The organism is Marinomonas sp. G8-14, from assembly GCF_055808935.1.
Window position 1 is genome coordinate 131,830 of the sequence record NZ_CM147891.1, and the last position, 24,506, is coordinate 156,335.

General features: G+C 43.4%; 22 protein-coding genes. 20 read left to right on the forward strand and 2 right to left on the reverse strand.

The window, feature by feature from the left end:
* Positions 1 to 251: 251 nt before the first annotated feature.
* Positions 252 to 1,220 carry an AraC family transcriptional regulator gene (locus AC0L6V_RS00700; RefSeq protein ID WP_265216815.1) on the reverse strand — a complete coding sequence of 323 codons (969 nt, stop codon included), beginning with the start codon at positions 1,218 to 1,220 and terminating at the stop codon, positions 252 to 254.
* Between the two features lie 108 nt (positions 1,221 to 1,328).
* Between AC0L6V_RS00700 and AC0L6V_RS00705 the strand changes: the two genes are divergently transcribed.
* The 6 genes from AC0L6V_RS00705 to AC0L6V_RS00730 all read left to right on the forward strand — a co-directional run bounded on the left by AC0L6V_RS00705 (position 1,329) and on the right by AC0L6V_RS00730 (position 8,179).
* Positions 1,329 to 2,558 carry an FAD-dependent oxidoreductase gene (locus tag AC0L6V_RS00705; RefSeq protein WP_265216816.1) on the forward strand — a complete coding sequence of 410 codons (1,230 nt, stop codon included), beginning with the start codon at positions 1,329 to 1,331 and terminating at the stop codon, positions 2,556 to 2,558.
* 192 nt (positions 2,559 to 2,750) lie between these two features.
* Positions 2,751 to 4,586, forward strand: coding sequence for an arylsulfatase (locus AC0L6V_RS00710; protein WP_265216817.1), 1,836 nt, complete (start codon positions 2,751 to 2,753; stop codon positions 4,584 to 4,586).
* Positions 4,561 to 5,844 (forward strand): anaerobic sulfatase maturase, encoded by a 1,284-nt coding sequence (locus tag AC0L6V_RS00715; protein ID WP_265216818.1) that lies wholly within the window; start codon positions 4,561 to 4,563, stop codon positions 5,842 to 5,844. Before AC0L6V_RS00710 ends, AC0L6V_RS00715 begins: the two co-directional genes overlap by 26 nt.
* 388 nt (positions 5,845 to 6,232) lie before the next feature.
* Positions 6,233 to 7,393 carry an alpha/beta hydrolase family protein gene (locus AC0L6V_RS00720; RefSeq protein WP_265216819.1) on the forward strand — a complete coding sequence of 387 codons (1,161 nt, stop codon included), beginning with the start codon at positions 6,233 to 6,235 and terminating at the stop codon, positions 7,391 to 7,393.
* A 7-nt stretch (positions 7,394 to 7,400) separates the two neighbouring features.
* The gene (locus AC0L6V_RS00725; RefSeq protein WP_418138674.1) at positions 7,401 to 7,589 is read left to right on the forward strand and encodes a hypothetical protein; all 189 of its coding nucleotides are present in this window, start codon (positions 7,401 to 7,403) and stop codon (positions 7,587 to 7,589) included.
* Between the two features lie 26 nt (positions 7,590 to 7,615).
* A complete protein-coding gene (locus AC0L6V_RS00730) occupies positions 7,616 to 8,179 on the forward strand; it encodes a cyclase family protein (RefSeq protein WP_418138675.1) in 564 nt (187 codons plus the stop codon).
* Positions 8,180 to 8,331: 152 nt separating this feature from the next.
* On the opposite strand, the gene AC0L6V_RS00735 is transcribed toward AC0L6V_RS00730, so the two are convergent.
* Entirely contained in the window at positions 8,332 to 9,249 is a 918-nt protein-coding gene (locus AC0L6V_RS00735; RefSeq protein WP_265216822.1) for a LysR family transcriptional regulator, read from the reverse strand.
* Between the two features lie 152 nt (positions 9,250 to 9,401).
* On the opposite strand from AC0L6V_RS00735, the gene AC0L6V_RS00740 reads away from it, so the two are divergent.
* From AC0L6V_RS00740 to AC0L6V_RS00805, 14 genes are all read left to right on the forward strand, one after another.
* Entirely contained in the window at positions 9,402 to 11,012 is a 1,611-nt protein-coding gene (locus tag AC0L6V_RS00740; RefSeq protein WP_100636380.1) for a DUF1302 domain-containing protein, read from the forward strand.
* Positions 11,013 to 11,029: 17 nt separating this feature from the next.
* The gene (locus AC0L6V_RS00745; RefSeq protein ID WP_100186996.1) at positions 11,030 to 12,391 is read left to right on the forward strand and encodes a DUF1329 domain-containing protein; all 1,362 of its coding nucleotides are present in this window, start codon (positions 11,030 to 11,032) and stop codon (positions 12,389 to 12,391) included.
* 170 nt (positions 12,392 to 12,561) lie between these two features.
* Positions 12,562 to 13,719: an alpha/beta hydrolase family protein gene (locus AC0L6V_RS00750; RefSeq protein ID WP_409419206.1), complete on the forward strand. Its 1,158-nt coding sequence runs from the start codon at positions 12,562 to 12,564 to the stop codon at positions 13,717 to 13,719.
* Positions 13,720 to 13,739: 20 nt separating this feature from the next.
* Positions 13,740 to 14,693, forward strand: coding sequence for a VOC family protein (locus tag AC0L6V_RS00755; protein ID WP_265216826.1), 954 nt, complete (start codon positions 13,740 to 13,742; stop codon positions 14,691 to 14,693).
* A 205-nt stretch (positions 14,694 to 14,898) separates the two neighbouring features.
* Complete coding sequence (locus AC0L6V_RS00760) at positions 14,899 to 16,062, forward strand: MFS transporter (protein ID WP_265216827.1); 1,164 nt, start codon at positions 14,899 to 14,901, stop codon at positions 16,060 to 16,062.
* Positions 16,063 to 16,070: 8 nt separating this feature from the next.
* Complete coding sequence (locus tag AC0L6V_RS00765; RefSeq protein ID WP_265216828.1) at positions 16,071 to 16,463, forward strand: beta propeller repeat protein; 393 nt, start codon at positions 16,071 to 16,073, stop codon at positions 16,461 to 16,463.
* Positions 16,418 to 17,155: a WD40/YVTN/BNR-like repeat-containing protein gene (locus AC0L6V_RS00770; protein ID WP_265216829.1), complete on the forward strand. Its 738-nt coding sequence runs from the start codon at positions 16,418 to 16,420 to the stop codon at positions 17,153 to 17,155. The genes AC0L6V_RS00765 and AC0L6V_RS00770 overlap by 46 nt, the downstream gene beginning before the upstream one ends.
* Positions 17,152 to 19,551: an efflux RND transporter permease subunit gene (locus AC0L6V_RS00775; protein WP_265216830.1), complete on the forward strand. Its 2,400-nt coding sequence runs from the start codon at positions 17,152 to 17,154 to the stop codon at positions 19,549 to 19,551. The genes AC0L6V_RS00770 and AC0L6V_RS00775 overlap by 4 nt, the downstream gene beginning before the upstream one ends.
* The gene (locus tag AC0L6V_RS00780; RefSeq protein WP_265216831.1) at positions 19,551 to 19,922 is read left to right on the forward strand and encodes a Rieske (2Fe-2S) protein; all 372 of its coding nucleotides are present in this window, start codon (positions 19,551 to 19,553) and stop codon (positions 19,920 to 19,922) included. The genes AC0L6V_RS00775 and AC0L6V_RS00780 overlap by 1 nt, the downstream gene beginning before the upstream one ends.
* Positions 19,923 to 19,945: 23 nt before the next feature.
* Positions 19,946 to 21,076, forward strand: a complete 1,131-nt coding sequence (locus AC0L6V_RS00785) for an FAD-dependent oxidoreductase (protein ID WP_265216832.1) — start codon at positions 19,946 to 19,948, stop codon at positions 21,074 to 21,076.
* Positions 21,077 to 21,167: 91 nt separating this feature from the next.
* Positions 21,168 to 21,746: a cupin domain-containing protein gene (locus AC0L6V_RS00790; RefSeq protein ID WP_265216833.1), complete on the forward strand. Its 579-nt coding sequence runs from the start codon at positions 21,168 to 21,170 to the stop codon at positions 21,744 to 21,746.
* An 11-nt stretch (positions 21,747 to 21,757) separates the two neighbouring features.
* Complete coding sequence (locus tag AC0L6V_RS00795; RefSeq protein WP_265216834.1) at positions 21,758 to 22,741, forward strand: fumarylacetoacetate hydrolase family protein; 984 nt, start codon at positions 21,758 to 21,760, stop codon at positions 22,739 to 22,741.
* A 14-nt stretch (positions 22,742 to 22,755) separates the two neighbouring features.
* Positions 22,756 to 23,727 (forward strand): NAD-dependent epimerase/dehydratase family protein, encoded by a 972-nt coding sequence (locus AC0L6V_RS00800; protein WP_265216835.1) that lies wholly within the window; start codon positions 22,756 to 22,758, stop codon positions 23,725 to 23,727.
* Entirely contained in the window at positions 23,724 to 24,470 is a 747-nt protein-coding gene (locus tag AC0L6V_RS00805) for an SDR family NAD(P)-dependent oxidoreductase (RefSeq protein ID WP_265216836.1), read from the forward strand. The genes AC0L6V_RS00800 and AC0L6V_RS00805 overlap by 4 nt, the downstream gene beginning before the upstream one ends.
* Positions 24,471 to 24,506 lie beyond the last annotated feature (36 nt).

Genomic DNA, 24,506 nt, shown 5'->3' on the forward strand with positions numbered 1-24,506 from the left:
TTCATTCGTTATAGATAGTTTTGATTCCATCATTTGGTTTTATCAATGTATTGACTCACTTTGAAGGAGTTGATCAAAATCTAATTACTAATAGTTTTTATCCCTGAATTCAAGTCCAAAGTTGGACCTTTTCCAATTGCTGGGTTTTGCTTATTGAATATCCATATTAGTGGCGGCTTCTTTTAGTATGTTTCTTAATCAAATAACCCCTTCGTCATTATTTATCTATTGATGTCATTGTACATATTTTTTTAAATGCAGTTGAACTGTTTTCTGTACTGAGAGGGAGACAGTCCTTTGTGTTGTTTAAAGAGTCGCCGAAACGTTCTATCGGTTTCGAAGCCTAATGATTTTATAATGCTGTCGAGTGATTCTTTTGTGTGGACTAATTTTTCGGCAGCCAGATGAAGGCGCCAGCGATTTAAATAGTCAATGGGGGATACGCCAACATATTCTGGGAAGCGTTTTGATAAGACTGACCTTGATAGATTTGCCTCCGCAGCTAGTAGCGGAAGAGTCCAATTATGTTGCGGTGTTTGATGAATGGCCGTTAATACTTTCGCAATGGATTTATCTTGCATGCCCTTGAGTACACCAACTGAATCGGTCTTATTGGATAAGATATAGGCTCTTAATGAGCCTATAATCACTAGTTCAGAAAATTGTGTGGCAACCGCAAAATAGCCTGGGCTATGGTCATGAATTAGAAACTGCATCGCTGGATGTATGAGTTGTAAAAAGCTAGATTCATGTTGTTTTAAAATAAAAAACTCAGGAAAAGAGGATAACAAAAAGTTATTGTGCTGATCCTGAAAAGTGAACGCCATTCCAAGTAATTGTGTCTCAGGACCCTCTCCTTGCCAACTCACTTGCATTGCCGAAGAGGGATGTATAGATGAGCTAAGCCCTTGAAATGTATCGCCATGCCATGGCAGTGCTTCGAGCGGTATGGTTGTGCCATCAGGATCGGACAAAATCGCAATGTTTGCGCCTCTCGGTGCAATGATGGAATCTCCTGCTTGTAATTGAATAGCAGGAGAGGGTATCGGTGATTTATCGTTTGTTCTTACCCAACATTGACCTGACACCAAGCTTAAACAGTAGCCTAGATTAAAGTCATGCACATCAACTCCCCATGGGGCAGACATTGTCCAGCGAGATATGCTGGTGGATTCAATTTTTAGAGAAGAGAGTACGTTACTTAGTAAATCCACTGTCATTTAGGATAATTTGTCCGATTTTTGATTATTTAAGGTGTATTTAACTCGTTTTTACTGGGTTAGCATGGATTAGTCAACCAACAATAAATATAAACTAGAAGGTGTGTGATGACTGACATGAAAGAGCTATCTTGGAAAAAGGGTAAGCGAGTTGCCATTATTGGCGCCGGTCCTGGTGGTGTTTCAGCAGCATTAGGTTTGTTGCGACAAGGGTATGACGTACGTGTTTTTGAAAAAAGTGCCAAGCCAAAACCATTAGGTGGTGCTGTTTTGCTGAGTGTGCCCGTATTGGCTGTATTACGTTATTACGGTGTCGATCTGAATAATTTTGGTTCTTTTACCGTGACAGAATTTCGTAACCATAAAGGTAAGCTCAGGGCAAAACTGCCCTTTAATAAAAAGGTAGAAGAGTCGTTTGGCATTAAGGGTTGGCATTATGGTATGTTACGAGCCAATGCCTTTGAGAAAATGATGGCGCTTTTGCCTGAAGGCATTATTGTTGGACATTCTGATTTTGATCGTTACGAAGAAAGTAATGATCAAGTCACCGTGTATTTTAACAATGGTCAATGTGTCGAAGCCGATATTCTTATTGGTGCAGACGGAATTCGGTCTCGAGTCTCTACTCAAGTTTTTGGTGAGCCTGATTTATTTCATGTTGGTTTGAGAGTCTGGTTAGCTTGGTGTAACTCTATTGATGGTGTACCCAAACAGCAAGGTGTTATTTCTCACTCTGACAAATATCAAGCCAGTTATTTTCCTATGATGCACAACGGCAAGCCCGGCTATGAGTGGTGGATTGTGGAACCAGTTAAAGAAAATGAACCGCATCCAGAAAACCCTAAAGCCTACATTACTGGTATTTTAAAGGGGTGGTTTGATCCATTACCACGCTTTCCCGAAGTGACGGACTTTGATAAACAAGTATTTGCTTGGGACATATACAACCGACCTTCTATGAAAGAATGGAGCAAAGGCCGAGTGGTGTGTTTAGGGGATGCCGTGCATCCAGTATCTCCTTATGCCGCTTATGGCATGGGAATGGCGATAGAAGATGGTTATTTTTTAGCGAAGTTTCTGAGTGGTGTTGATTTAAACGATGATGCTGCGGTTGCAACCGGCTTTGAAAAATTTGAAGCTGAAAGGGTAGATTATGTTAACCATCATGTCGAATTTGCTCGTGAATTAGGACGGCGGTTTCATCATGCGCCTTATCCTGTGGCTAAAGTACGTGACTTTATCTTTAATCACACTAGTGTTTTGCAAAAAATGATAGCAAAAGACTATCTTGCTGATGCTGAGAAGATGAGTTTATCTATGACAGAATTACATGTCTGATTTTAGTCTTTAGGCTTACGGGAGCTTAGGTGACCATAAGCCTAATAAGTGTAAACTTGATGATGAATCCAAAAACATTATTATTCGATTTCATCAATACATGGATTCAATTTTAAGGGCTTGATCAGAGTCTAATTACTGGTAGTTTTGTTTCTAATAAAAATAATACACAGCTAGTTAGTGGATATATCTATGATTGATCGCTTTCAAAACAGTGGCATGAATGCCTTGTTGAAATTCAAAATTCCTCACTTACGTCTTGGCCTTGTTGCCGTATCTTTATTAACCACGTCGGTTGCTATTCAGGCTGACACTGCACCCTCTAGCCCTAGTCGCCCTAATATATTGTTGATTATGGCAGATGATTTGGGTTATTCAGATTTAAGTGCTTTTGGCAGTGAAATTAACACGCCAAATATTGATGCGTTAGCAACACAAGGGCGAATACTGACGAATTTTCATACCGCTGCAGTGTGTTCGCCTACTCGGGCAAGCTTAATGACAGGCGTTGATCATCATCTGGCTGGCATTGGTAATATGGGGGAGGTGGTAGGACTCAATATCATTCAAAATAAGTCAATTAATGCCCCATGGGGAAAATCCAATACGTACGATTTTGACAATATTCCAGAAGGCTATCGTGGACATTTAAGTGAGAAGACCGCAGCGATGCCTGAGCTACTGTCAGATGCTGGTTATCATACGTACATGGTGGGTAAGTGGCATTTAGCATACGATATTAAAGCCCCAGATCAAGATAATAAAACTTGGTATCGAATTAACAAGCAAGCGTTGCCATTTGCGCGGGGATTTGACCGGTCATTTACCTTGATAAATGGTGGTGGCTCTCATTTTGCACCTTCCACGCCCCCCACTCCGCTTGATATCACCATGTATGCCGAAGACGATCGTGTGTTTCCAGCTAACATGCTGCCAAAAGACTTTTATTCCACGGAGTTCTATACCAATAAGCTAATTGATTATATTGATTCGAGTCGTGGCGATGGTAAACCTTTCTTTGCCTACGCAGCCTATACGGCTCCACATTGGCCATTACAAGCACCTCAAGAGGACATTGATGCTCAAAAAGGTCGGTATGATGAAGGCTATGACGTGATTAGAGAAAAGCGTATTGCCAGAATGAAGTCCTTGGGATTGATGGCTGCGGTTAATCAAGTGGCCAGTGAGTCTGTTGGTCCAAAGCGTTGGAATGCGTTAAGTTCTGAAGAAAAGTTGATAGAAGCGAAGTCGATGGAAATTTACGCTGCTATGGTGAGTAATCTAGATCGACACATTGGTCGTTTAGTGTCGCATTTGAAGGATATTGGTGAGTATGAAAATACGCTCATTGTTTTTATGTCCGATAATGGCGCTGAAGGAGCTTCTGCTTATTTGCCAAAAATTCCTAATACAGCCGTCGATAATTCATTAGAAAACATGGGTAAGCCTGGATCCGCTGTGGCATATGGGCCGCGTTGGGCTGAAGTGAGTGCGGCTCCATTTCGTTTATTTAAAGGCTTTACTGGAGCAGAAGGCGGCACTTCTTCACCACTGATCATTAAATTAGCTGGACAGACAGAAAGCAAACCTACGTCATCTGCGCGAATGCAGGTAACAGATATTTTGCCTACTTTTTTAGAAGCGGCTGGTGTGAATATGCCGGGTGATCGTTATAAAGGAAAGTCCATATATGCACCGATGGGGGCCTCTTTTTTATCGGCTTTGCAGCACCCCGATGCTTTTACTCAAGTGCATTCTGACGATACTGTGTTAGCCGATGAGTTAATGGGCGCGAGTTATGTCATTCGGGGGAAATGGAAGTTGAGTCAGCAAGCGCCTTTGAATGGTACACCTGTGCTCACAAAGGATGTTCCTTTTGCCTTGTATGATATTTCTAAAGATCGTGGGGAAACTAATGACTTGTCAGCTCAATATCCCGAATTGTTGGCTGATATGAAAGAAGAGTTCCGCGAATACATTCGCCAAAATAACGTCGTGGAGCATGCTGCTTCTTATAACGGCAGATAAGATGGTTGTTAGCGATATGGTGAGTCACAAGGCAATAGATCGAATAAACCACTTCGGTGTCATGGTCAAACCAAGCAGTTCGGTCTGCAATATTGACTGTACTTACTGTTTTTACCTGGAGAAAGAGCATCTTTACCCAGATAGAAAAAAACAGTGGCGTATGAACAATACCACACTAGAAAATTACATACGTGAGCAAATTCAGTCTCAGCAAGGAGAGGTTATTGATTTTGTATGGCAGGGAGGTGAACCCACGCTGTTAGGGGTGGACTTCTTTCGTCAGGTAATAGCTTTTCAAGAGCACTATCGTGGTTATAAAACAGTGACTAATTCCTTGCAAACCAATGCGACTTTGCTTGATAAGGAATGGGCTTTATTTTTCAAAGAACACCATTTTTTAATTGGTGTTTCTATCGATGGGGATCGGATTAGTAACGATACTTATCGTCTTTCCCGTAAAGGTAAGAGTACCTTTGACGAAACATTGAAGGGTGTTGCGCTGCTCAAAAAACACAATGTGGACTTTAATACGTTAACGGTTGTGAATGCAGAAAACGTTAAGCGGCCATTGAATGTATATGCGTTTCTAAAACGTATTGGCAGTCGATATATGCAATTCATCCCCTTAGTTGAGCGTAAAGCCATTGTCCCAGATAGCCATGGCTTAACCTTGATTCAACCGACATTTTCTGGTGAGTCAAACCTTGCTGAATGGTCTGTCCCAGCTAAAGCGTATGGCAAGTTTTTGAATACGATTTTTGACCATTGGATTCAAAACGATTTGGGCGATGTCTTTGTGATGAACTTTGAGCAAACTATGAGTCAGCTTGTTGGTCGTCCAGGAGCGTGTGTGTTTAGTGAAACGTGCGGTAATGGTTTAGCAATGGAATCAAATGGTGATGTCTATTCATGCGATCACTACGTTTACCCTGAGCATAAGTTAGGCAACGTAAATGAAACATCGCTAATTGATCTAGTAAATCTTCCGCAGAATCTCAAATTTGGGCAAGACAAACTCAACAATATCAGTGTTGATTGTCATCAATGTGAGGTGCGCTCCGTGTGTCATGGCGGCTGCCCAAAGCATCGCTTTGAGTCTTCTAGTGATGGCTTGTTAAACCGAAACTATCTATGTGATGGTTTCAAAGCGCACTTTTCTCATGCTGTGCCGAAAATGTCAGAAACCATAGGCTTGTTAAGTCATCAATTGCCAATGAAAAAAGTGAAGCAAGAGATAAGACGAAGATTTTACTCATAACGTAAAGCAATATTGAAGATATTTTAAGTTATTAGTATGCCAAATAGTATTAAAGCATTGAGGTCTAGTACCTTATTTTTATAAATGTGTAAGAGGTTTTTAAGACCTTTCGATCAAATCGAAAGGTTGATTCTGTTTAAAGGTTTTTTGTGAAAATATGAAGTGGTTTATATTGAATGTGTTTTTAAATTGATAATTCATTGTTTATATCGATTGATCTAGTTTTATGAGAGTTTTTGTTGATTTATCCGATTTTACTGTAGGTTTAAGGTTTTTTAAATGAATTTGGATGAGTTCTATTGGTTGTGAAATTACTTTATATCAATATTTAAGACTTTTATGGGTCAATAAATGATTTAGCACTATTATAAAAATTAGAGGTTTTAATATGGCGTTATTTGAATACTTTCCGAATTATGTATGGAACTTATCGGTTTCTATTGCGGTAGAAAGCGGAGCTAAGATTGGCGAAATCATTGATATGTGTAAACCATTACGCGAGGCCGCAGAGAACGGGGATGACGCAGGTACGGATGAGTTTCTAAAGCAGTGGGTGAAAATGGCTGACAAGCTAATTGGTCTAGCCGATGAAGATGAGGCGGCGGGGTGCTATTTTTCTGCGGGCAGTAAATTAAAAAGAGCGGCTCTGTATCTCATGGTTGCAGAGAGAATGCAGGGGCAGGGCCATCCCAATCGTATGGCGACATGGAATAAGGCACAGTCTACTTTCCGCAAAAGTATTCTATTGAGTCAGGATAATTGCGAATACGTAGAGGTTCCTCTAGAAAATGGCGGAACCATGCCGGCTTTGTATGTTCGAGCGCCTGGAGAAGGTCCTCATCCAACCGTCGTTTATTGTAACGGTCTGGATAGCTGTAAAGAGATGCTGTATTGGTCAAACCTACCGCAAGCATTGGCGAAACGAGGCATATCAACCCTTTGCGTTGATCAGCCTGGAACAGGTGAAACTTTGCGTACATATGGGCTGCCAGCGGTAGCGAATAGTGAAGTTTGGGCGTCAAAAGCCGTTGATTGGTTAGAACAGCAAGATGATGTTGATGCTGCTCGTATTGGCATGACGGGTATATCACTAGGTGGGCATTTTGCGCCGCGAGCGGTTGCTTTCGAACCTAGATTTGCGTCAGGTGCAGTCTGGGGAGCGAATCACAACTGGGCAGAAGTGCAGCAGAAACGTCTGAAGCGTGAGGGCGAAAACCCTGTTCCGCATTACTGGGCGCATGTTATGTGGGTATTTGGCGCGACCGATATGGACGATTTTTTTGCCAAAGCGGAAGGTATGAACCTGAATGGCGTTATGGAAAAAATAAAGGTTCCTTTCCTTGTTACGCATGGTGAAAAAGATCGTCAGATTAGTCTTGATTACGCTTATCAAAGCTATGACCAGCTTGTTAATTCACCCAATCGTGAATTTAAAATCTTTACCGATCGAGAAGGCGGCGTCGAGCATGTTGGTGCCGATAATATGAGTTTCGGTTGTGATTACATTGCAGATTGGTTCGCTAAAACACTAGGCGGAAAACAGGGGTAAGAGCGCTATGTCACGTCAATTTATTGATCTATCAATTTATCTTGAGAATGATGTCATTACCGATCCGCCGTTTATGCGCCCAGAAATCACTTATCAGACGCATGAGGAAACTGTCCCAGAAGCGAATCACTTTTTCCAGGTGTGGCAGCAAATGAGTTTCCTGGTGGTCACGGGTTTGCTGCGGCTGAAACTGTAAAGCTCACGACCCATAATGGTACACATTTGGACGCTCCTTGGCATTTTCATCCTACTATGAATAATGGCGAAAGGGCGATTACCATTGATGAAGTACCGCTGGATTGGTGTTTTCGCCCTGGAGTAAAACTGGATTTTCGCCATTTTGAAGACGGCTATGTCGTTACCGCAGCGGATGTCGAGGCAGAGTTGAAACGCATTGGCTATGAGCTGCAGCCTATGGATATTGTGTTGGTTAATACGGCAGCGGGTACGGCGGTAGGGGACCCCAATTTTTGTAATATCGGTTGTGGTATGGGCTATGAAGCTACTATGTATTTACTAGAGCGTGGTGTGAGAGTCACAGGTACTGATGCTTGGTCATGGGATGCACCTTTTAGCTATACCGCTAAACGCGTTGCAGAAACCGGTGATAACTCTCTTATCTGGGAAGGGCATAAAGCTGGTAGAGACATCGGTTATTGTCATTTGGAAAAACTACATAACCTCGAAGCTTTGCCTGCTTTTGGTTATACCGTGTCCTGTTTTCCTCATAAGGTGCGTGGTGGTTCCGCTGGCTGGACTCGTGCTGTCGCCATTATTGATAACTGAGTGAATGTTGTGAGATGTAGGCATTTTTCAAGATTTAATCCATGAAAAATGCCTAACACTCTAGCGCAAAACGTAGCGCACTGCTGTTCAGTCAGTGCGCATTGTGAAAGGGTGTCCCAATCGAGAGGCTCTGTCGAACGACAGAGTGTCGTTTACTCTATATCCATATTAATTGCCGCTTGTTTTAGTGTATTTCGTAACCAAATTAGCCCTTCATCATTGTTTCGGTATTGATGCCATTGTGCGCATTGTTTCATTGGGGGAACATCAAAAGGTAAAGGTAATATTTTAAGTGGCCAAACCTTAGCCATTTTTTTCGCTAATCTCGCGTGAATAGTGGCGATATTTTCTGAACCTATCACCAGTGCAGGTAGAGAAGCAAAGCTGAAGGTTGTGGCGATTACGTGGCGCTTAATACCGTATTTCTGTGCAAATAAAGTTCCAAAAAAATCTCTTTTAGTTGCCTCTGGTCGCATTAGTACGTGGCCTGCCGCTGCGTATTTTTCTGCAGTCAATTCTCCTGCTGCAATCTTGCTATGTTTCCATACAACACAAACAAATTCTTCTTCGTACAGTATGTCGCTAGGATGTTCCGTAGACATAAAATCGGACGGAATAATAAGCAAATCGGCTTTCCCTTGTTCGAGTTGTTCGTGTGGGTTGTTTGCAACTTGGGCTAAGAGTTGAAAGCGAGCCGTGCTTTTTTGCTTTCCTACTATCTCTAATGCGTGAGGAATCAGTACAGTTTGGGTGTAATCTGAGCAGAAAATGCTAAAGATTCGATCCGTGGTTTTGGGGTCAAAACTCGGTTGTACCAGAATCGTACTTTCGATGTTGTTTAAGGCGTTACGAACACTGACTTTTAGGTTTTCTCCTAGAGGAGTAATGACCATTCTTCGACCGATTTGTGTTAGCAGATCATCTTCAAAATACTCTCTTAATCTTGATAAAGAGTTGCTTAGCGCTGAAGGACTCATATTGAGCTTTTCTGCGCCTTTGGTAATGCTCTGTTCGGTTAATAGAGTGTCTAATGCCACAAGTAAGTTTAGATCAAGTTTTTTAAAGCGCATTTTAAGATCTCTTATCACTGGTTATTTTTATTTTCATCATTCGATAGTATCGAACGGTCGATTCAATTTAAAGGATTTTCCTGAAAGGTTTTAGTGATTTACATTGAGCTTGTTCTTAAAAACATAAAAATAAAATTTGAGAGGAAGAACAAGTGAAAATAATCAACTCGACGCCATTTCGGCTAAAAGCATTGGCTATTGCCATTGTTTCTAGTACTTCTACTGCCTATGGATTTGAAATAGAAACAGATAATTCTGACTTAAGGGTCAGTCTAGGTAATACCGTCAAATACAGTACCGCTTTTCGTACCAAGGATGCCTCTTCAGGTTTAACTCAAGGAAGTGGTGCAGCTAATTATAACGATGGTGATAACAACTTTGATAAAGGGTTGGTTTCAAGTCGTTTAGATCTATTTTCCGAATTTGACCTGTCTTATAAAAATGCCGGTGTTCGTATTAGTGGTGCTGCTTGGTACGACGATGTTTATCATCAAGATACAGACAATACCAGCACAAGTTCAAACCACACCCCTGCCAGTGAATTCTCAGACACCACCAAAAAAACCATGGGTGGAGATGCCGAAATCCTTGATGCTTTTGTTTATTCACGATTCCCTGTGATGAATGGAATGGAAGGCACGATTCGTGTTGGGCGCCATAGCTTGTTGTGGGGCGAAAGTTTGTTTTTTGGCTCTAACGGTATTGCTGGAGGTCAAGGGCCTGTTGATGTGGTGAAGTTATCATCTGTGCCTAACTCTACTTTTAAAGAAACAATGAGACCGACAGGCAAGGTTTCGATTGATATTCCTATTTCTGAAACGGCCTCTTTAGGTGCTTATGTGGGTTATGAGTGGGAGAAATCTCGCTTCCTTCCCGCAGGTTCTTATCTTTCTACTGGAGATACATTAGAAGGTGAAAAACTACTTGCGGGACCATACACAGCAACACACACCTCTGATGATGAAGGTTCTGACTCCGGTCAATACGGTCTACAACTTAAATGGAGTGATTATGACCTTGATGCGGACTTTGGTTTGTACGCAATTCGTTTTGATTCTAGCTCCCCAAGTAATATGTATACCATTTTGGATGCTTCTTTCCATCCTAGTCAATACAAATGGGCTTATGCCAAAGGCATTGAAGCCTATGGTGCCAGTATGGCAAAAACCGTTGGGATTTGGAGCTTGGCCGGTGAAATTTCATATCGTGTAAATGCACCTCTTGCGAGTGCTTCTACATCGATAACAACGTCAGGTGTGCAATACGACAACGATAAAAATCCTGGATATGCCATCGGTGAGACAGCTCATGCTCAATTCTCTTGGTTGGCGAGTTTAGGGTCGAATTTCCTATCTAAAGAGTCCAGTTTTGTTGGTGAAATTGCTTGGAACACTCGCGTAAAAACTACTCAAAATGAAGACAAGTTAAACCCTAACGCCGACAAATCTGCTGTTGGCATAAAAATGGTTTATTCGCCGATGTATCGTCAAGCTTTCGATGGAGTTGATCTAAGTCCTTCTATTGGTATTGGCCATACTTGGGGTAAATCTTCAGCGTTAGGTTCGTCTTTTGGTGTTGATGATGGTGGTGATATTAACGTTGGCGTTAATGCTGTTTATTTAAATCGTTGGAATGCCTCTTTGAGCTATATCAAATATTTAGGAGATGAAGGGCTATTCAATGATAGTTCAAATAACGCAACGTACAAGCAGTCGCAAAAAGATCGAGATTTTATCTCTGCTTCTGTAAGCACCACCTTTTAATTTTTTGGAGAATGATGATGTATAACAATAAAAAACACTCTCTTAGTATTTTAGTTACCTCTGCAGTACTAGGTTGTTTTTCACTGGCTTCTTATGCCGCTGTTAGCCCAGAGCAAGCCGCTCGATTGGGTGCCGATTTGACCCCTTTTGGTGGTGAAAAAGCAGGCAACAGTGATGGCTCTATCCCTGCTTGGACCGGCGGTTTTAATGATCCAATAAAAGGTGAAATATTGGGTGGCAAGCGCTTAGATCCTTTCGCTAGTGAGAAGCCGTTATATACAGTTACTGCAGCGAATATGGATAAATATGCTGATAAGTTAACCGATGGTGTAAAGGCGATGCTACAAAAGTATCCAGATACTTATCGTCTAGATGTTTACCAAACTCATAGAACGGCGACAGCACCAGAGTGGGTATACAACTACACAGTACAAAATGCTCTGAAGGCAAAAATGGATGGTCACAAGATTAGTGGTGCTTATGCAGGTATCCCATTTCCGATTCCTCAAAATGGTCTAGAAGCTATTAACAATCACCGTTTGTCTTGGCGTGGTGTGAGCTGGGAAGCGGATATCAACCAGTATCAAATTACATCAAGTGGCAAAGTTGTTTTGACAACGGATGGTCTATTGAAGAACCAAATGCCTTATTACTTTCAGGAAGGCTCAAGCGAAGAGTTTGATGGCTATTTCTGGGAAGTAAACCTTGAAAACTACGGACCGCCAATTCGTGCGGGAGAACGTATTGCTGGGAGAAACAACGTCGATGAAGATAAAACTCAATCTTATGTGTATTTAACGGGTCAGCGTCGTGTACGTAAACTTCCAAATGCTTGCTGTGACACGCCAACTCCTGCGACGGCTGGTTTAATGTCTTTCGATGAGTTGAGCGTATTTTCTGGTACTACTGAAGTGTTTGATTGGAAATTGTTAGGTAAAAAAGAAATACTCATTCCTTATAACGAAAACCGCTTTTTACAATACAGCGATGCACAAGCCATTACTGGAAATCACTTGAATCCAGATGCTGTACGTTGGGAATTACATCGCGTTTGGGTTGTTGAAGCAACGCTTGCAGAGGGCAAACGCCATCAAGCAGTACGCAGTAAATACTATCTAGATGAAGATACTTGGCAGGCATCTTTGGCTGATCGTTGGGACTCGAATGGTGAGTTATGGAAAACACTATGGCAGTTTAACTACATCATGCCTGAGTTCCCAGGAACGATTCCGCAAACCTTTGGTTTTTATAACTTGCTATCAAGTGAGGCTTATGTGGCCAATGTCATGAATGATAAGCCTTCCCAAAATAGGCCTGTAGAGCGTTTTCCTACCAGTACTTTTACTGGTCAAGGCTTAGCGCGTCAAGGCACACGATAGCTTTATTTAATACTCAGTTAATCCGATTACCTTTGTATCAAAGGGAGGGCGTAGCCTTACCCCTTTTGGCTTCGCTCGTCCTTTGATACAGGTTTTGGTTTGCTTGAGAGGGCTTTGTTTTACAAACCAAATAGTTTGTAAGCTTTCAAATAAAAGACGTTGGAGTATTTATGTTTCGTTATTTTCCCACTAATTATCCATGGGATCTTTCTATCAATCTTGCCTTGGAAATGGGCGCGCGTATTGGTGAGATTGAAGAAATGTGTGCGCCTCTTCAGGAAGCTGCTAAAGCAAAAGACGCTGCTGGCTCCAAGGCTTTTCGTGACAGCTGGGAGCGCATGGCAGATAAGTTGTGTGAATTGGCTAAAGAGGATGAAGAGCGTGGTCGTTTGATTTCTGCCGGTGACAAATATGGTCGCGCGGCGACGTATTATTTAACAGCTGAGCGTTTGCAAGCGCATGGATCACAAGGTCGAGAAGCCTTGTATCAGCGTTTTCAAGAAATATTTGCTCGTGGTTTAGAGCTAGCAAAAGAAAATTGTGAGCGAGTAGAGATTCCATACGAAGGTAAACACCTTGCAGCTTTGTATGTTCGTGCAGAAGGCGTTGACGGTAAAGCGCCAATTTTGGTTCAAGTCAACGGCTTGGACTCCACAAAGGAGATGAAGTATCGCGTTGGTTTACCCGCGTGGTTAGCTAAACGAGGCGTTTCTTCTCTTATTGTTGATCAGCCAGGCACCGGTGAAGCACTTCGTTTACAAGGTTTTACGGCGCGTTTTGATAGCGAGCATTGGGCAAGCCGTATTGTTGATTGGTTAGAAACTCGTGAAGAAATCGATGCCAAACGCATTGGTATGGAAGGCGTTTCTTTAGGCGGTTATTACTGTCCTCGTGCGGTGGCGTTTGAGCCTAGATTTGCTTGTGGTGTGGTATGGGGAGCGAATCATGATTGGCGAGATGTACAAAAACGCCGCCGAGAAAAAGAAGGTAGCTTTCCAGTTCCTCATTATTGGGAGCACGTGCGTTGGGTATGGGGTGCAAAAGATATGGATGAGTTCATGGCGATTGCAGAAAACGTTCATCTAGATGGCGTGTTAGATCGCATCAAGGTGCCATTTCTTGTGACGCATGGCGAAAAAGATTCTCAAATCCCGTTGAAATGGGCGCATCGAACCTACGAGCAATTGGTTAATAGCCCTAACAAAGAGCTGAAAATTTTCACAGACCGTGAAGGAGGGGTTCAGCATTCTAGTTTTGATAACTCTGCCAATGCTGGGGCTTATATCGCCGATTGGGTAGCAGAAACACTGAATGGTCATACGGCCTAATCGTAAAGAGGTAATAGATAATGAAGATAGTCGGTTTAGAAACCATCATTTTTGGTGTTGAGGATGTTGCTTCTTGTGCGACTTTTTTAACGGATTACGGTTTGTTTCCTGTTGATGTAACTGAAACAGGCGGGCGTTTTGAAGCATTAGATGGCACCGCTGTTGTTTTGGCTCATGTCTCGGATGAAAGTATTCCTGCCAGTATTGGTAATGGCTGCATGATGCGCAAAACCGTAATGGGAGTTGCTGATCAAGAGACGATCGACGCGATTCGTGCAGAGCTGAGCAAAGATCGAAAAGTTCGTACACTGGCGGATGGTTCTATTGAGTCTACGGATGATTCCGGTTTTGTGATTGGCTTTCAGGTGACGACTCGTAAAGAGTTGAACTTGGCAGGTGAAATCTCCAATGTTCCAGGTTCTCCATTTCAACGACCTGTTAATCATCGAGCGGTGCAATTAGATGCGGGTCCAATTCGTCCTAGAACCTTGTCTCATATTGTGTATTTTGTACCTGATCCCGTTAAAGCTGAAGCATTTTATGTTGAGCGTTTAGGCTTCCGTTGCACAGATAGATTCGAAGGGGCGGGTCCGTTTTTACAGCCAGCAGGCACATTAGATCACCACACACATTTCTTGATTGGTGCGCCAGCGTTTATGCAAGGTGTCGAACATTTCACCTTCCATTTTGCTGGTCCCACTGAAGTAATGCAAAACGGCTCTCAGTTTATTGAAAAGGGCTATCAGGCTTTTTGGGGGCCAGGTCGCCATATTATGGGATCAAACTGGTTCTGGTATTTCAACAGTCCGTTTGCATGCCATATCGAGATGGATGCCGACATGGATTTGCATGATAAAAACTGGAGTCCTCGTGCGTTCCCGATGGGGGCAGATAACTCTCAAGCTTTTTTACTACGTTACAGAAATAAATGGTCTCCTGGAAAAGACACGCCTCAAAATGGCGATTACGAGTAATTTTATAATAGAAAAAGCTTTTTTGGCGCTGTTGCAGAATGTTTTACCGCAGCGCCATAGTAAGCTGGAAAGTGGTGTTATGCCGCTACCACGAAATAACAATAAACAAAGTGGATGGTAATAGTATGTTGATGATATCTGTGAGATACGGGATTTTTTGCTTTACGGATCGAAGAGAAGCGACCTTTCATATGGGAGGTGTACGATGAGCCATCGTTTTGGATTTAAAGGCAATTTTGCTTTGATGGTTTCCCATTGTGCCGGCATGCTAGACCTAGTGGCGTTACCTTTGTGGGTAGGGATTTTAGTTGCTTCTTATCAATTTGATAGTCAGCAAGCGGGCGGCCTAGTCACGTTATTTTTAATTGGTGCTGTTTGCGCAAGTGTATTAATCGCTCCTCGTTTTAAAACATTAAATCGACGTATGGTTACCAGTGTTGGTTTTCTTACCTCTGGCTTATGTTTCTTTGCGGCTTCTCAAACCAATGACTATGTGCAATTAGCTATTTTGCATCTTTTAGCGGGTATTAGCTCAAGTGCTGCGCTAAGTATGGCCCATGGAACCTTTGCTCGAGGAGCAAATCCGCACAGATTGTTTGCTATTGCCGGACTCACTTTAGGTATTATGGCGTTCGTCTTTATGGGCGCAACACCCAATATTACCAAGGCAGTGGGTGGACATTCATTGTTCATTATCTTTGGTGGCATTATGGCGTTTGCTGCTTTTGTTTGTGCTGTTGCCTTTCCTTCTTTGGTTCCTGATGAAGAAGACAGTGAGAATGCCAAACAGGTAGTAACGAAAATTCCGTCTAGCGTTTGGTATGGTATTGTGGGCATTAGCTTAATGGCAGTGACTCAAGCCATGACGTTTAGCTTTATGGAACGAGTAGGAAACGATAGAGGATTTTCCGCCGATTCTGTGACGTTAGTTTTAATCGTACTTACAGTGATTAACATTGTCGCAGCGGCGTCCGCTGGTATTTTTGAAAAACGTCTTTCTGCCCGTGTGGTTTTATGCACAGGCCCTGTTCTACAAATTATCTTGTCTAATATTATGATGAATGCAAGTAGCTTTGCTTTTTATGCCGCTTCAGCATCTTGTTTTGTCTCCTTGATGATATTCACTCATACCTTTGTTTTTGGCTTATTAGCTCGTTTAGATGAGTCTGGTCGTGCCATGGCGGCAACCCCTGCAATGTTAATGATTGGAGCGGCAGTTGGTCCAATCTTGGGTGGTACCATTATTAAATTTGTTGGTTATCAAGGTATTGGTATCGCCGCTTTGGTGTTCGGTACGATTTCACTTGTGTGTTTTATACGTGTCTTTCAGCGCAGAGCAGATGTTATTCAATCTGAGTCTGTGGCGTGAGGTGGATAATGTCTAAGCAGAAGAAAGAGAGACCGAGCATAGTGAGTTTTTTACCTAAGTTCACGGTGCTCACTCTGATGGCTTTTTTACTTTTTAGAATTGAAGGCGTTATTGCAGCCGTTGCCGATGCTATCGATCGTCCTGCTATTGTCTCTGATCTGGGAGCGCATTCTGTTTTATTGTCAGTGACATCTGTCGGAGATCATTTTATTGCTGTTGGTGAGCGAGGTTTGATTTTGCGCTCCGATGATGATGGCAAAAGCTGGCGTCAGTTGTCTTCCCCCGTCAGCGTGACGTTGACGGGAGTAAGTTTTTTGATGATCAAAATGGCTACGTCATTGGTCATGGTGGCATTGTGTTACGTACGACAAATGGGGGCAAGGATTGGAAAGTACAGCTAAATGGTCGTCAGTTAGCAGAAACGCTATTACAAGAAGCTGAGACATCTCAAGACGAAGAATCAATTCGTCAGGCCAAATTGCTGATTGCAGATGGCCCAGACAAACCTTTTCTAGATTTGTTGGTACTTGGAAGAGATCACCTTGTGGTGGTTGGTGCTTATGGTTTTGCCTTTGAAAGTATTGATGGTGGCCAGACTTGGGAATCTTGGATGGATCGTATTAATAATCTTTTTGGCTTACATCTATACAGTATACGCCAATCTGGAGAGCGTATTTTAATTGTCGGAGAACAAGGCTTTGCCACGCTTTCAATGGACGATGGAGCGTCGTTTGAAACCATCGAAACGTCCTATGAGGGTAGCTTTTTTACCGCTCAGTTACTGGGGGAGCGTGAGATAGTACTGGCTGGATTACGCGGTAATACCTTGTTATCCAATGATAATGGTCAGGATTGGAAAGAGATTAAAAACCCTATCAGTTCGTCGATTATGGCTTCTTTTATCCATTCTGATGGCCAGGTCATCATGGCGAATCAAGCCGGAATATTGCTGGGCTTGAGAGAAAATCGATTGGTTCCACTTACTCGTAAGCGCCTCCCACCTTTAACTAATATGCTAGAAAAAGCAAATGGAAGTGTACTTGCTTTAAGCATCCATGGACCTGTCTCCATTGATGTTGGAGATTTCAAATGAAACAACAGTCTACTAATTTAGCCTCACCTGAAGAGATCTTTGATCCTAGATCTGGCTCTTTTATTGAGCGAGTGTTATTCAATCATCGTTTCGTCGTTATGATTATTTGTGCTCTAGTGACGGGGATATTAGGCTGGCAAGCAACCAAATTAACTATTAATGCGAGCTTTGAAAAAACCTTACCTACTCATCAAGAGTATATTCAAAACTATTTGAAATATGAAAATGAGTTAACGGGTCTGGGTAATGCGTTACGGATTGCCGTAGTGAATCCTAATGGCAGTATTTATGACGCTCATTACTTAGAGTTATTGCGTCAATTTAGTGATGAAATATTTCTCCTTCCTGGTGTGGATCGGGTGCAAATGGCATCGCTGTGGACACCGTCAACACGCTGGATTGGTGTTACTGAAGAAGGCTTGGATGGCGGTCCTGTCATTCCGGAAGGTTATGATGGCTCTCCTGCTAGTTTGCAAATTCTAAAAGCTAACGTAGCGCGTTCTGGGCAAATTGGTCAATTGATTGCCGCGGATGAAGAATCCACTATCATCTACATGCCATTATTAAATCAAGATGCCACTGGCGAAGCCTTAGATTACGCAAAGTATTCCAAGGTGCTTGAAGATCTACGGGCTAAGTATCAAGCAGAAGGTTTGGAAATCCATATTACCGGTTTTACCAAGGTAATGGGGGACTTGATTGAAGGTGTTCAAGCGGTTTTGTGGTTCTTCGCATTGGCGGTGGTGATCGCGACTATCATGGTGTTTTGGTATACCCGTTGTGTACGCTCAACCTTCTTAGTGGTATTTGCTTCTTTATTAGCGGTGGTATGGCAGTTGGGTATTTTGCCTACGCTAGGTTATGTCTTAGATCCGTACTCTATCTTAGTGCCTTTTCTGGTCTTCGCGATTGGTATGAGCCATGGCGCGCAGAAAATGAATGGCATTATGCAGGATGTTGGCCGTGGCTTTGACAAGCTAGTGGCGGCACGTTTTACCTTTAGACGTTTATTTCTTGCAGGGTTGACGGCCTTGTTAGCCGATGCCGTTGGCTTTGCTGTGTTGTTAGTGATCGATATTAAGGTCATTCAAGAATTGGCGATTGCAGCCTCTATCGGGGTTGCTGTACTGATCTTCACTAACCTTATTCTTTTGCCCATTATGCTGTCTTATGTTGGGGTCGGTAAAAAAGCCGCACAACGTAGTGTGGTGAATGATATTGATCAAACCAGTACGAAAAAGATACCAGCATTATGGTTGTTCTTAGATAAGTTCACCCAGCGTAAATGGGCAACTGGCGCCTTGATAGCAGGTGCTGTGCTGGCCGTTGGGGCGTTTTCTTTAAGTACCCAATTGAAGATCGGTGATCTCGATCAAGGGGCGCCTGAGTTACGTCAAGACAGTCGTTATAATCAAGATATTGCTTTTATGAATCAGCATTATGGTGCATCCAGTGATGTCATGGCGATCATGGTAAAAACCCCTGACGGTCAGTGTTCTCAATACGAAACTCTGAAGAAAATAGACGCACTTGAATGGCAATTACGCCAGCTTCCTGGTGTGGAATCGACAAATTCTTTGGCTCTATTATCTCGTCGTGTGTTGTCTGGCTTAAATGAAGGTAATCCTAAATGGTACGAATTTTTACCTAATCAAAGTATGTTGAATTACATCACGGCGGGCGCACCAAGAGGTTTGTACAACAGCAGCTGTAATCTATTGACGGTTTATGTCTATCTGCAAGATCACAAAGCAGATACCTTGAGTAACATTGTTAATCATGTGGAAGCTTTTGCTAAAGACAATAATACCGACGATGTTCAGTTTTTATTGGCGGCAGGGAGTGCTGGTATTCAAGCGGCCACTAATATCTCGGTAAAAGCGGCTTGGTATCAAATGCTGTTCTTGGTGTATGGTGCAGTGGCTTTACTCTCTCTTATTACTTTCCGCTCTTTTAAAGCAGTTGTTGTGGCGCTTCTGCCTTTGATGTTGACCTCTATTATGGTCGAAGCCTTGATGGTGCAATTAGGCATGGGTGTGAAAGTCGCTACCTTACCCGTTATTGCTCTAGGTGTTGGCATTGGTATCGACTACGCCTTGTATATTTTGTCTATTACCTTGGTGGGATTACGTCAAGGTACCAGCTTATCTCAATCCTATTTAAGAGCGCTAAATTTCACCGGTAAAGTGGTGATGTTAACCGGTGTAACCTTGGCTGTTGGGGTCATTACTTGGATTGCTAGCCCGATTAAGTTTCAAGCAGATATGGGGTTATTACTGGCGTTTATGTTCATTTGGAACATGTTAGGAGCGCTGGTTTTGTTACCTGCTCTTGCGCATTTTCTGCTTAAGCCAAAATACGCGAATAGTGACGACGTTAAAAATGAGGTGTTGTGATGATGTTGACTGAAAACACCGTTGAGCTTTGTCACGTTGATGATCTTAAAGAAGGCGAAACGAGAGGCTTTTTAGAAAACGAAGCCGGGCAAGATTTACTGTTCGTGGTGAAATTTAACAATGAATTTTATGGTTGGCGCAATGCATGTCCTCATGTGCGTAACGCACCCATGGCATGGCGTAAAGATGCTTACATGGATGCTAAAAAGCAACATGTGGCTTGTCATGCTCATGGCGCTTTATTTGAACCTGACACGGGGTTGTGTATTCAGGGGCCTTGCCTTGGTAAGACATTAGAAAAAGTCCCCGTTTTTGTTAATTCGATGGGCATGGTTTCAATTTTATTAACAGACATTAATTCATTCTACTAACAACAAAAATAAGGAGTCATTAAATGGCTGCAGTAAACAAAGTATTGGTCATTGGTGGTGGTTTCTCCGGTATGGCCACAGCAATCAGAATGCGCAGTCATGGCATTCAAGTTGATCTTGTTGAGATTGATCCGGAGTGGTGTGAGTTGGGTGCGGGTATCAGCATCAATGGCGCGTCTATGCGTGCATTAGAAAGCCTTGGGATTTATCAGCAAGTGGTTGAACAAGGGTGTGTGACCGATGGCGTTGCGATTCACTTAGCTCATGGCCCTTTAATTATGGAATTGCCAACACCAAGCCCTGTTGGCTCTTCAGTGGGCGGCAGTGGTGGTATTTTCCGTCCTACTCTTGCTCGCATTATGTCGAATGCAACCCTTGAATCGGGTGTCAATGTTCGCCTAGGCTGCACCTATACAGATATTCAACAGACTGAATCTGGTGCCGTTGTCACTTTTACCGATGGAAGTACACACGACTATGATCTTGTTGTTGGTGCAGATGGCGTACACTCTAAACTACGCAAAGAATTCTTCCCAGAAGTGCCTGATCCAGAATACATAGGGCAAGGGGTATGGCGTGCCATTATGCCTCGTCCCGCAGAGATCAATCGCGTGACCATGTGGATGGGAGATCACCTTAAGCTTGGTGTAAACCCAGTATCCGACACTCACATGTACATGTTTATTACCGAAGATCGTCCGACGAAAGAACACATCGACAAAGAGACTTGGCCACAAGTTTTTGCAGGTTTGATGGCGCAGTTTCCTAATCCAATCATTAAGGCATTGATTCCTCATGCCTTAAAGGCGGAAGCGAATATTGATTACCGTCCGCTTGCGAATTTGTTGGTTCCAGCCCCTTGGAACAGAGGTCGTCTCGTGATGATAGGTGATACGGTTGCGGCGACCACCCCTCATCTTGCCTCCGGCGCAGGAATTGGTATTGAAAGCGGTATCGTCTTGGCTGATGAATTAGCCGCGAACGATGACCTTCAAGCTGCGTTGGACAAATTTCATGATCGCCGTTGGGATCGTTGCCGCATGGTGGTCGAAAACTCAGCTCGCTTGTGCCATATCGAGATCAATGGTGGCGATAAAGCTGAACACTCAAAAATTATGGGACAGTCTCTAATAGCGTTAAGCCAGCCTATTTAAAACTCCCTTGGGCAGTGTAATGCGCTTGTGTTCACTGCCATTTTTTTATTTGTTCCGTATGTACCTTTTAATAATGAGAGAGGTTTTTTCCATGAGTTTTCCCGATATTTACCGTGTGGTCACGGGACATGATGAACAGGGTAACGCGATTATTTTAGAAAATGGCCCACTTAATACTGTAATGGATTTAGAAGCGGTGCCGGGCACTCGATTTCATGAAGTATGGAATACCAGCGAGACTCCGGCTCAGATTACTCACACACAATCAGACCCAACTCTTGGGCCAGTTGTTTTGCCGCCAATGAAATCTGGCACTCGAATTCGATTTGTTGATATTCCGCCAGACACTGAGGAGTTTTTGGCTCAGGGCAAAGGCAAGATGAAAGATATGTTTTCCAAAGTCGGTGATGAAGATGCCTCTACCGTCAAAGAGGATTCGCCTCATCCTTTGATGCATCGTACTGAGTCAGTGGATTACGGCATTGTTATTGAGGGTGAGTTGACCCTAATTGTGGACAAAGGCGAAGCCATTTTAAAACCCGGTAGTGTGGTTGTTCAGCGTGGTACCAACCATGCGTGGGCGAATCGTTCTGGGAAAATGTGTCGCATGTTATTTATTCTCGTCGGTGGGCAGTACGACGATCAATTGGCTAACGCCTTGGCTAAATAAGGAGTCATATAATGAAATTCGCAGCCTTACCCAATGGCACCTTAGATGGTCGTCTTGTTGTTGTTTCAAAAGATTTAACCAAAGCGGTGGATGCCACGGCTATCGCGCCTAACTTATTGTCAGCGGTACAAAACTGGCAAGAAAAAGTAGCGGATCTTCAGGCTTTGTACGATTTATTAAATGCAGACAAAGTAGATACAGCCTTTGATTTCGATTCGTCTGTTTGCCTTGCACCCTTGCCAAGAAGCCCGCAATGGTTAGACGGTTCTGCGTTTATCAATCACGGTAAATTGATGGAAGAGGCGTTTAATACCAAACCTATTCCCGATTTCGACACGATTCCGGTGATGTACCAAGGGGCGAGCGATGATTTTCAAGGGCCAACCGCTGACATTCTTATGCCCAGTGAAGAGGATGGTATCGATTTTGAAGGCGAGTTTGGGGTGATTACTGGGCCAGTTCCTATGGCGGCGACTCTGGACGAAGCGGCTCAGGCGATTTGTTTGTTGGTGCAGATTAATGACTGGAGTTTACGCTCATTTGGACCTCGTGAAATGGCAACGGGATTTGGTTTTATACAAGCCAAGCCGTCATCCAGTTTTGCGCCAGTTGCTGTTACCCCAGATGAATTGGGTGAGGCTTGGAAAAATGGCCGTTTTAATATGCATCTTAATGTCACCTGGAATGGTGAGCGCTTTGGCGAGCCTCATGGCAGCGAAATGAACTTTTCTTTTCCGCAATTGATTGCTCATGCAGCACGAACGCGCAAATTAAGCGCAGGTTGTGTGATCGGATCTGGCACGGTTTCTAATAAATCCCGTGATGCTGGATCAGCGTGTATAGCAGAGCGAAGAGTGATTGAGAAAATTGATCTTGGTGAAATCAAAACTCAGTATATGCGTTTTGGTGACACTGTCCGTATGCAAGCCAAATTTGATGATGGCCGTGATGGTCCTTTCGGAGTGATCGCGCAAAAAGTCATCGCGAACAAATAAATAAGGGTTGTCAGATGCATGTATTAATTACGGGCGCAAATGGCTTTGTTGGACAAGCACTGACAAACCATATTCTTTCACAAGGCCGAGTTGGAGAAAGCAAGGTCTCGCGTTTGACCTTATTAGATCGCCAGTTTGATGAGCCTGTTGTGGATAGTTCATCACTGGATTTAGTGGTTGAGCAACAGAGCGGCGATCTTGCAGACGATCAATGGTTGAAAGACACTCTAGGGCGTTTCCCCATGGATGTTATTTACCATCTGGCCAGTATTCCCGGTGGCATGGCGGAAAAAAATGATCAGCTCGGTCGTCGTGTCAATATTGATGCCACCATGACCTTGCTGGAAATCTGCAAAGCACAAACCGAGTCGACAGGGCACAAACCTGTATTGGTATTCGCTAGTAGCATTGCGGTTTTCGGCACCATGCCAGATTTGGTCACCGATGATACGCCACTGAAACCTCAGATGAGTTATGGCGCGCACAAAGTCGTGGGCGAGGTGATGATCAACGACTTTAGTCGCCGAGGCTGGGTCGATGGGCGTTCATTACGTTTACCCGGAGTGTTGGCTCGCCCGCCAGCAGAAACGGGTCAATTGTCGGCTTTTTTGAGCGATATTATTCGTGAAGTCTCTCAGGGGCATACTTTCGTTTGCCCCATGTCTCCACAAGCAAAAACATGGGCATCGTCTTTGCCAAATATAGTCGAAAACCTTATCCATGGCGCAGCGGTAGAAGAGAGCAAATTAAAAGAGAATCGGACTTTTACCTTACCGACACTCTGTTTCAGCATGGCAGACATGGTCGATGCTATCGGCTCGGTTTATCAGCAGAACGCGAAAGAACTGGTGAGCTATGAGCCAAATTCCATGATCGAAAACTTGTTTGGACGCTTTCCACCGCTAGAAACTCCTGCTGCCGATGAAGTGGGTTTTCAACATGATGGGAGTTTACATCAGTTAGTAGAGCGGGCTTTATTACAATGAGTTCACTATTTTCGCTACAAGATAAGGTGGTACTGGTTACAGGCGCGTACGGTGGACTAGGTTCGGCTATTGTCGATACCATGATCGCTCATGGCGCCAAGGTAATTGCATCAGATAGAACGGATTCGAATACCGAAAAAAGTGGGGCGTTTTTTATTGCCTGTGATCTAAGTTGTAACGAGGACATAGATAAGCTGGTTGAACAAGCCAAAGCGGTTTACGGTCGTATTGATGTTTTTGTGTCGAATGCTGGCGTACAAGGGCCGGCTGGGCCAATAGAGTTAATCACTGATGATGACTGGGATTTGGTCATGTCAATCAATTTAAAAAGTGCATTACGACTTTGCTCTGCACTGATTCCTGATATGGCGGAACGAGGTCAAGGATCGGTGATTTTAATGTCTAGTATTGCTGGACTAAGAGGCAATAAAGCCATTGGCCTGTATGGTTTATCTAAAGCCGGATTGGCGCAGCTAGCGCGCAATCTAGCCGTCGAATGGGGGCCTAAAGGCGTGCGAGTGAACGCCATTTCTCCCGGATTGATCCGAACACCGTTAGCCACAGAATTACTTGAAAACGAGCAGTTTATGCAACGCCGATTACTCGCCACTCCACTTCGTAGAGTGGGGGAACCAGAGGAAATTGCCGGTGTCGCGGTGATGCTGGCAAGTAGGGCGGGTGGCTTTATTTCTGGGCAAAATATCGTTGTAGATGGTGGTACTGTGATTAGTGATGGAGGCTAGTCTGACAAAGTCTGTCGATATCTAGTGAATGATCAG

Bases quoted from the DNA above. Each gene is read 5' to 3' on its own strand.
- AC0L6V_RS00790 (WP_265216833.1), top strand. From the start codon at position 21,168: ATGAGTTTTCCCGATATTTACCGTGTGGTCACGGGACATGATGAACAG.
- AC0L6V_RS00775 (WP_265216830.1), top strand. From the start codon at position 17,152: ATGAAACAACAGTCTACTAATTTAGCCTCACCTGAAGAGATCTTTGAT.
- AC0L6V_RS00780 (WP_265216831.1), top strand. From the start codon at position 19,551: ATGATGTTGACTGAAAACACCGTTGAGCTTTGTCACGTTGATGATCTT.
- AC0L6V_RS00700 (WP_265216815.1), bottom strand. From the start codon at position 1,220: ATGACAGTGGATTTACTAAGTAACGTACTCTCTTCTCTAAAAATTGAA.
- AC0L6V_RS00720 (WP_265216819.1), top strand. From the start codon at position 6,233: ATGGCGTTATTTGAATACTTTCCGAATTATGTATGGAACTTATCGGTT.
- AC0L6V_RS00785 (WP_265216832.1), top strand. From the start codon at position 19,946: ATGGCTGCAGTAAACAAAGTATTGGTCATTGGTGGTGGTTTCTCCGGT.
- AC0L6V_RS00705 (WP_265216816.1), top strand. From the start codon at position 1,329: ATGACTGACATGAAAGAGCTATCTTGGAAAAAGGGTAAGCGAGTTGCC.
- AC0L6V_RS00745 (WP_100186996.1), top strand. From the start codon at position 11,030: ATGTATAACAATAAAAAACACTCTCTTAGTATTTTAGTTACCTCTGCA.
- AC0L6V_RS00755 (WP_265216826.1), top strand. From the start codon at position 13,740: ATGAAGATAGTCGGTTTAGAAACCATCATTTTTGGTGTTGAGGATGTT.
- AC0L6V_RS00735 (WP_265216822.1), bottom strand. From the start codon at position 9,249: ATGCGCTTTAAAAAACTTGATCTAAACTTACTTGTGGCATTAGACACT.
- AC0L6V_RS00800 (WP_265216835.1), top strand. From the start codon at position 22,756: ATGCATGTATTAATTACGGGCGCAAATGGCTTTGTTGGACAAGCACTG.
- AC0L6V_RS00750 (WP_409419206.1), top strand. From the start codon at position 12,562: ATGTTTCGTTATTTTCCCACTAATTATCCATGGGATCTTTCTATCAAT.
- AC0L6V_RS00805 (WP_265216836.1), top strand. From the start codon at position 23,724: ATGAGTTCACTATTTTCGCTACAAGATAAGGTGGTACTGGTTACAGGC.
- AC0L6V_RS00715 (WP_265216818.1), top strand. From the start codon at position 4,561: ATGCTGCTTCTTATAACGGCAGATAAGATGGTTGTTAGCGATATGGTG.
- AC0L6V_RS00760 (WP_265216827.1), top strand. From the start codon at position 14,899: ATGAGCCATCGTTTTGGATTTAAAGGCAATTTTGCTTTGATGGTTTCC.
- AC0L6V_RS00710 (WP_265216817.1), top strand. From the start codon at position 2,751: ATGATTGATCGCTTTCAAAACAGTGGCATGAATGCCTTGTTGAAATTC.
- AC0L6V_RS00765 (WP_265216828.1), top strand. From the start codon at position 16,071: ATGTCTAAGCAGAAGAAAGAGAGACCGAGCATAGTGAGTTTTTTACCT.
- AC0L6V_RS00795 (WP_265216834.1), top strand. From the start codon at position 21,758: ATGAAATTCGCAGCCTTACCCAATGGCACCTTAGATGGTCGTCTTGTT.
- AC0L6V_RS00725 (WP_418138674.1), top strand. From the start codon at position 7,401: ATGTCACGTCAATTTATTGATCTATCAATTTATCTTGAGAATGATGTC.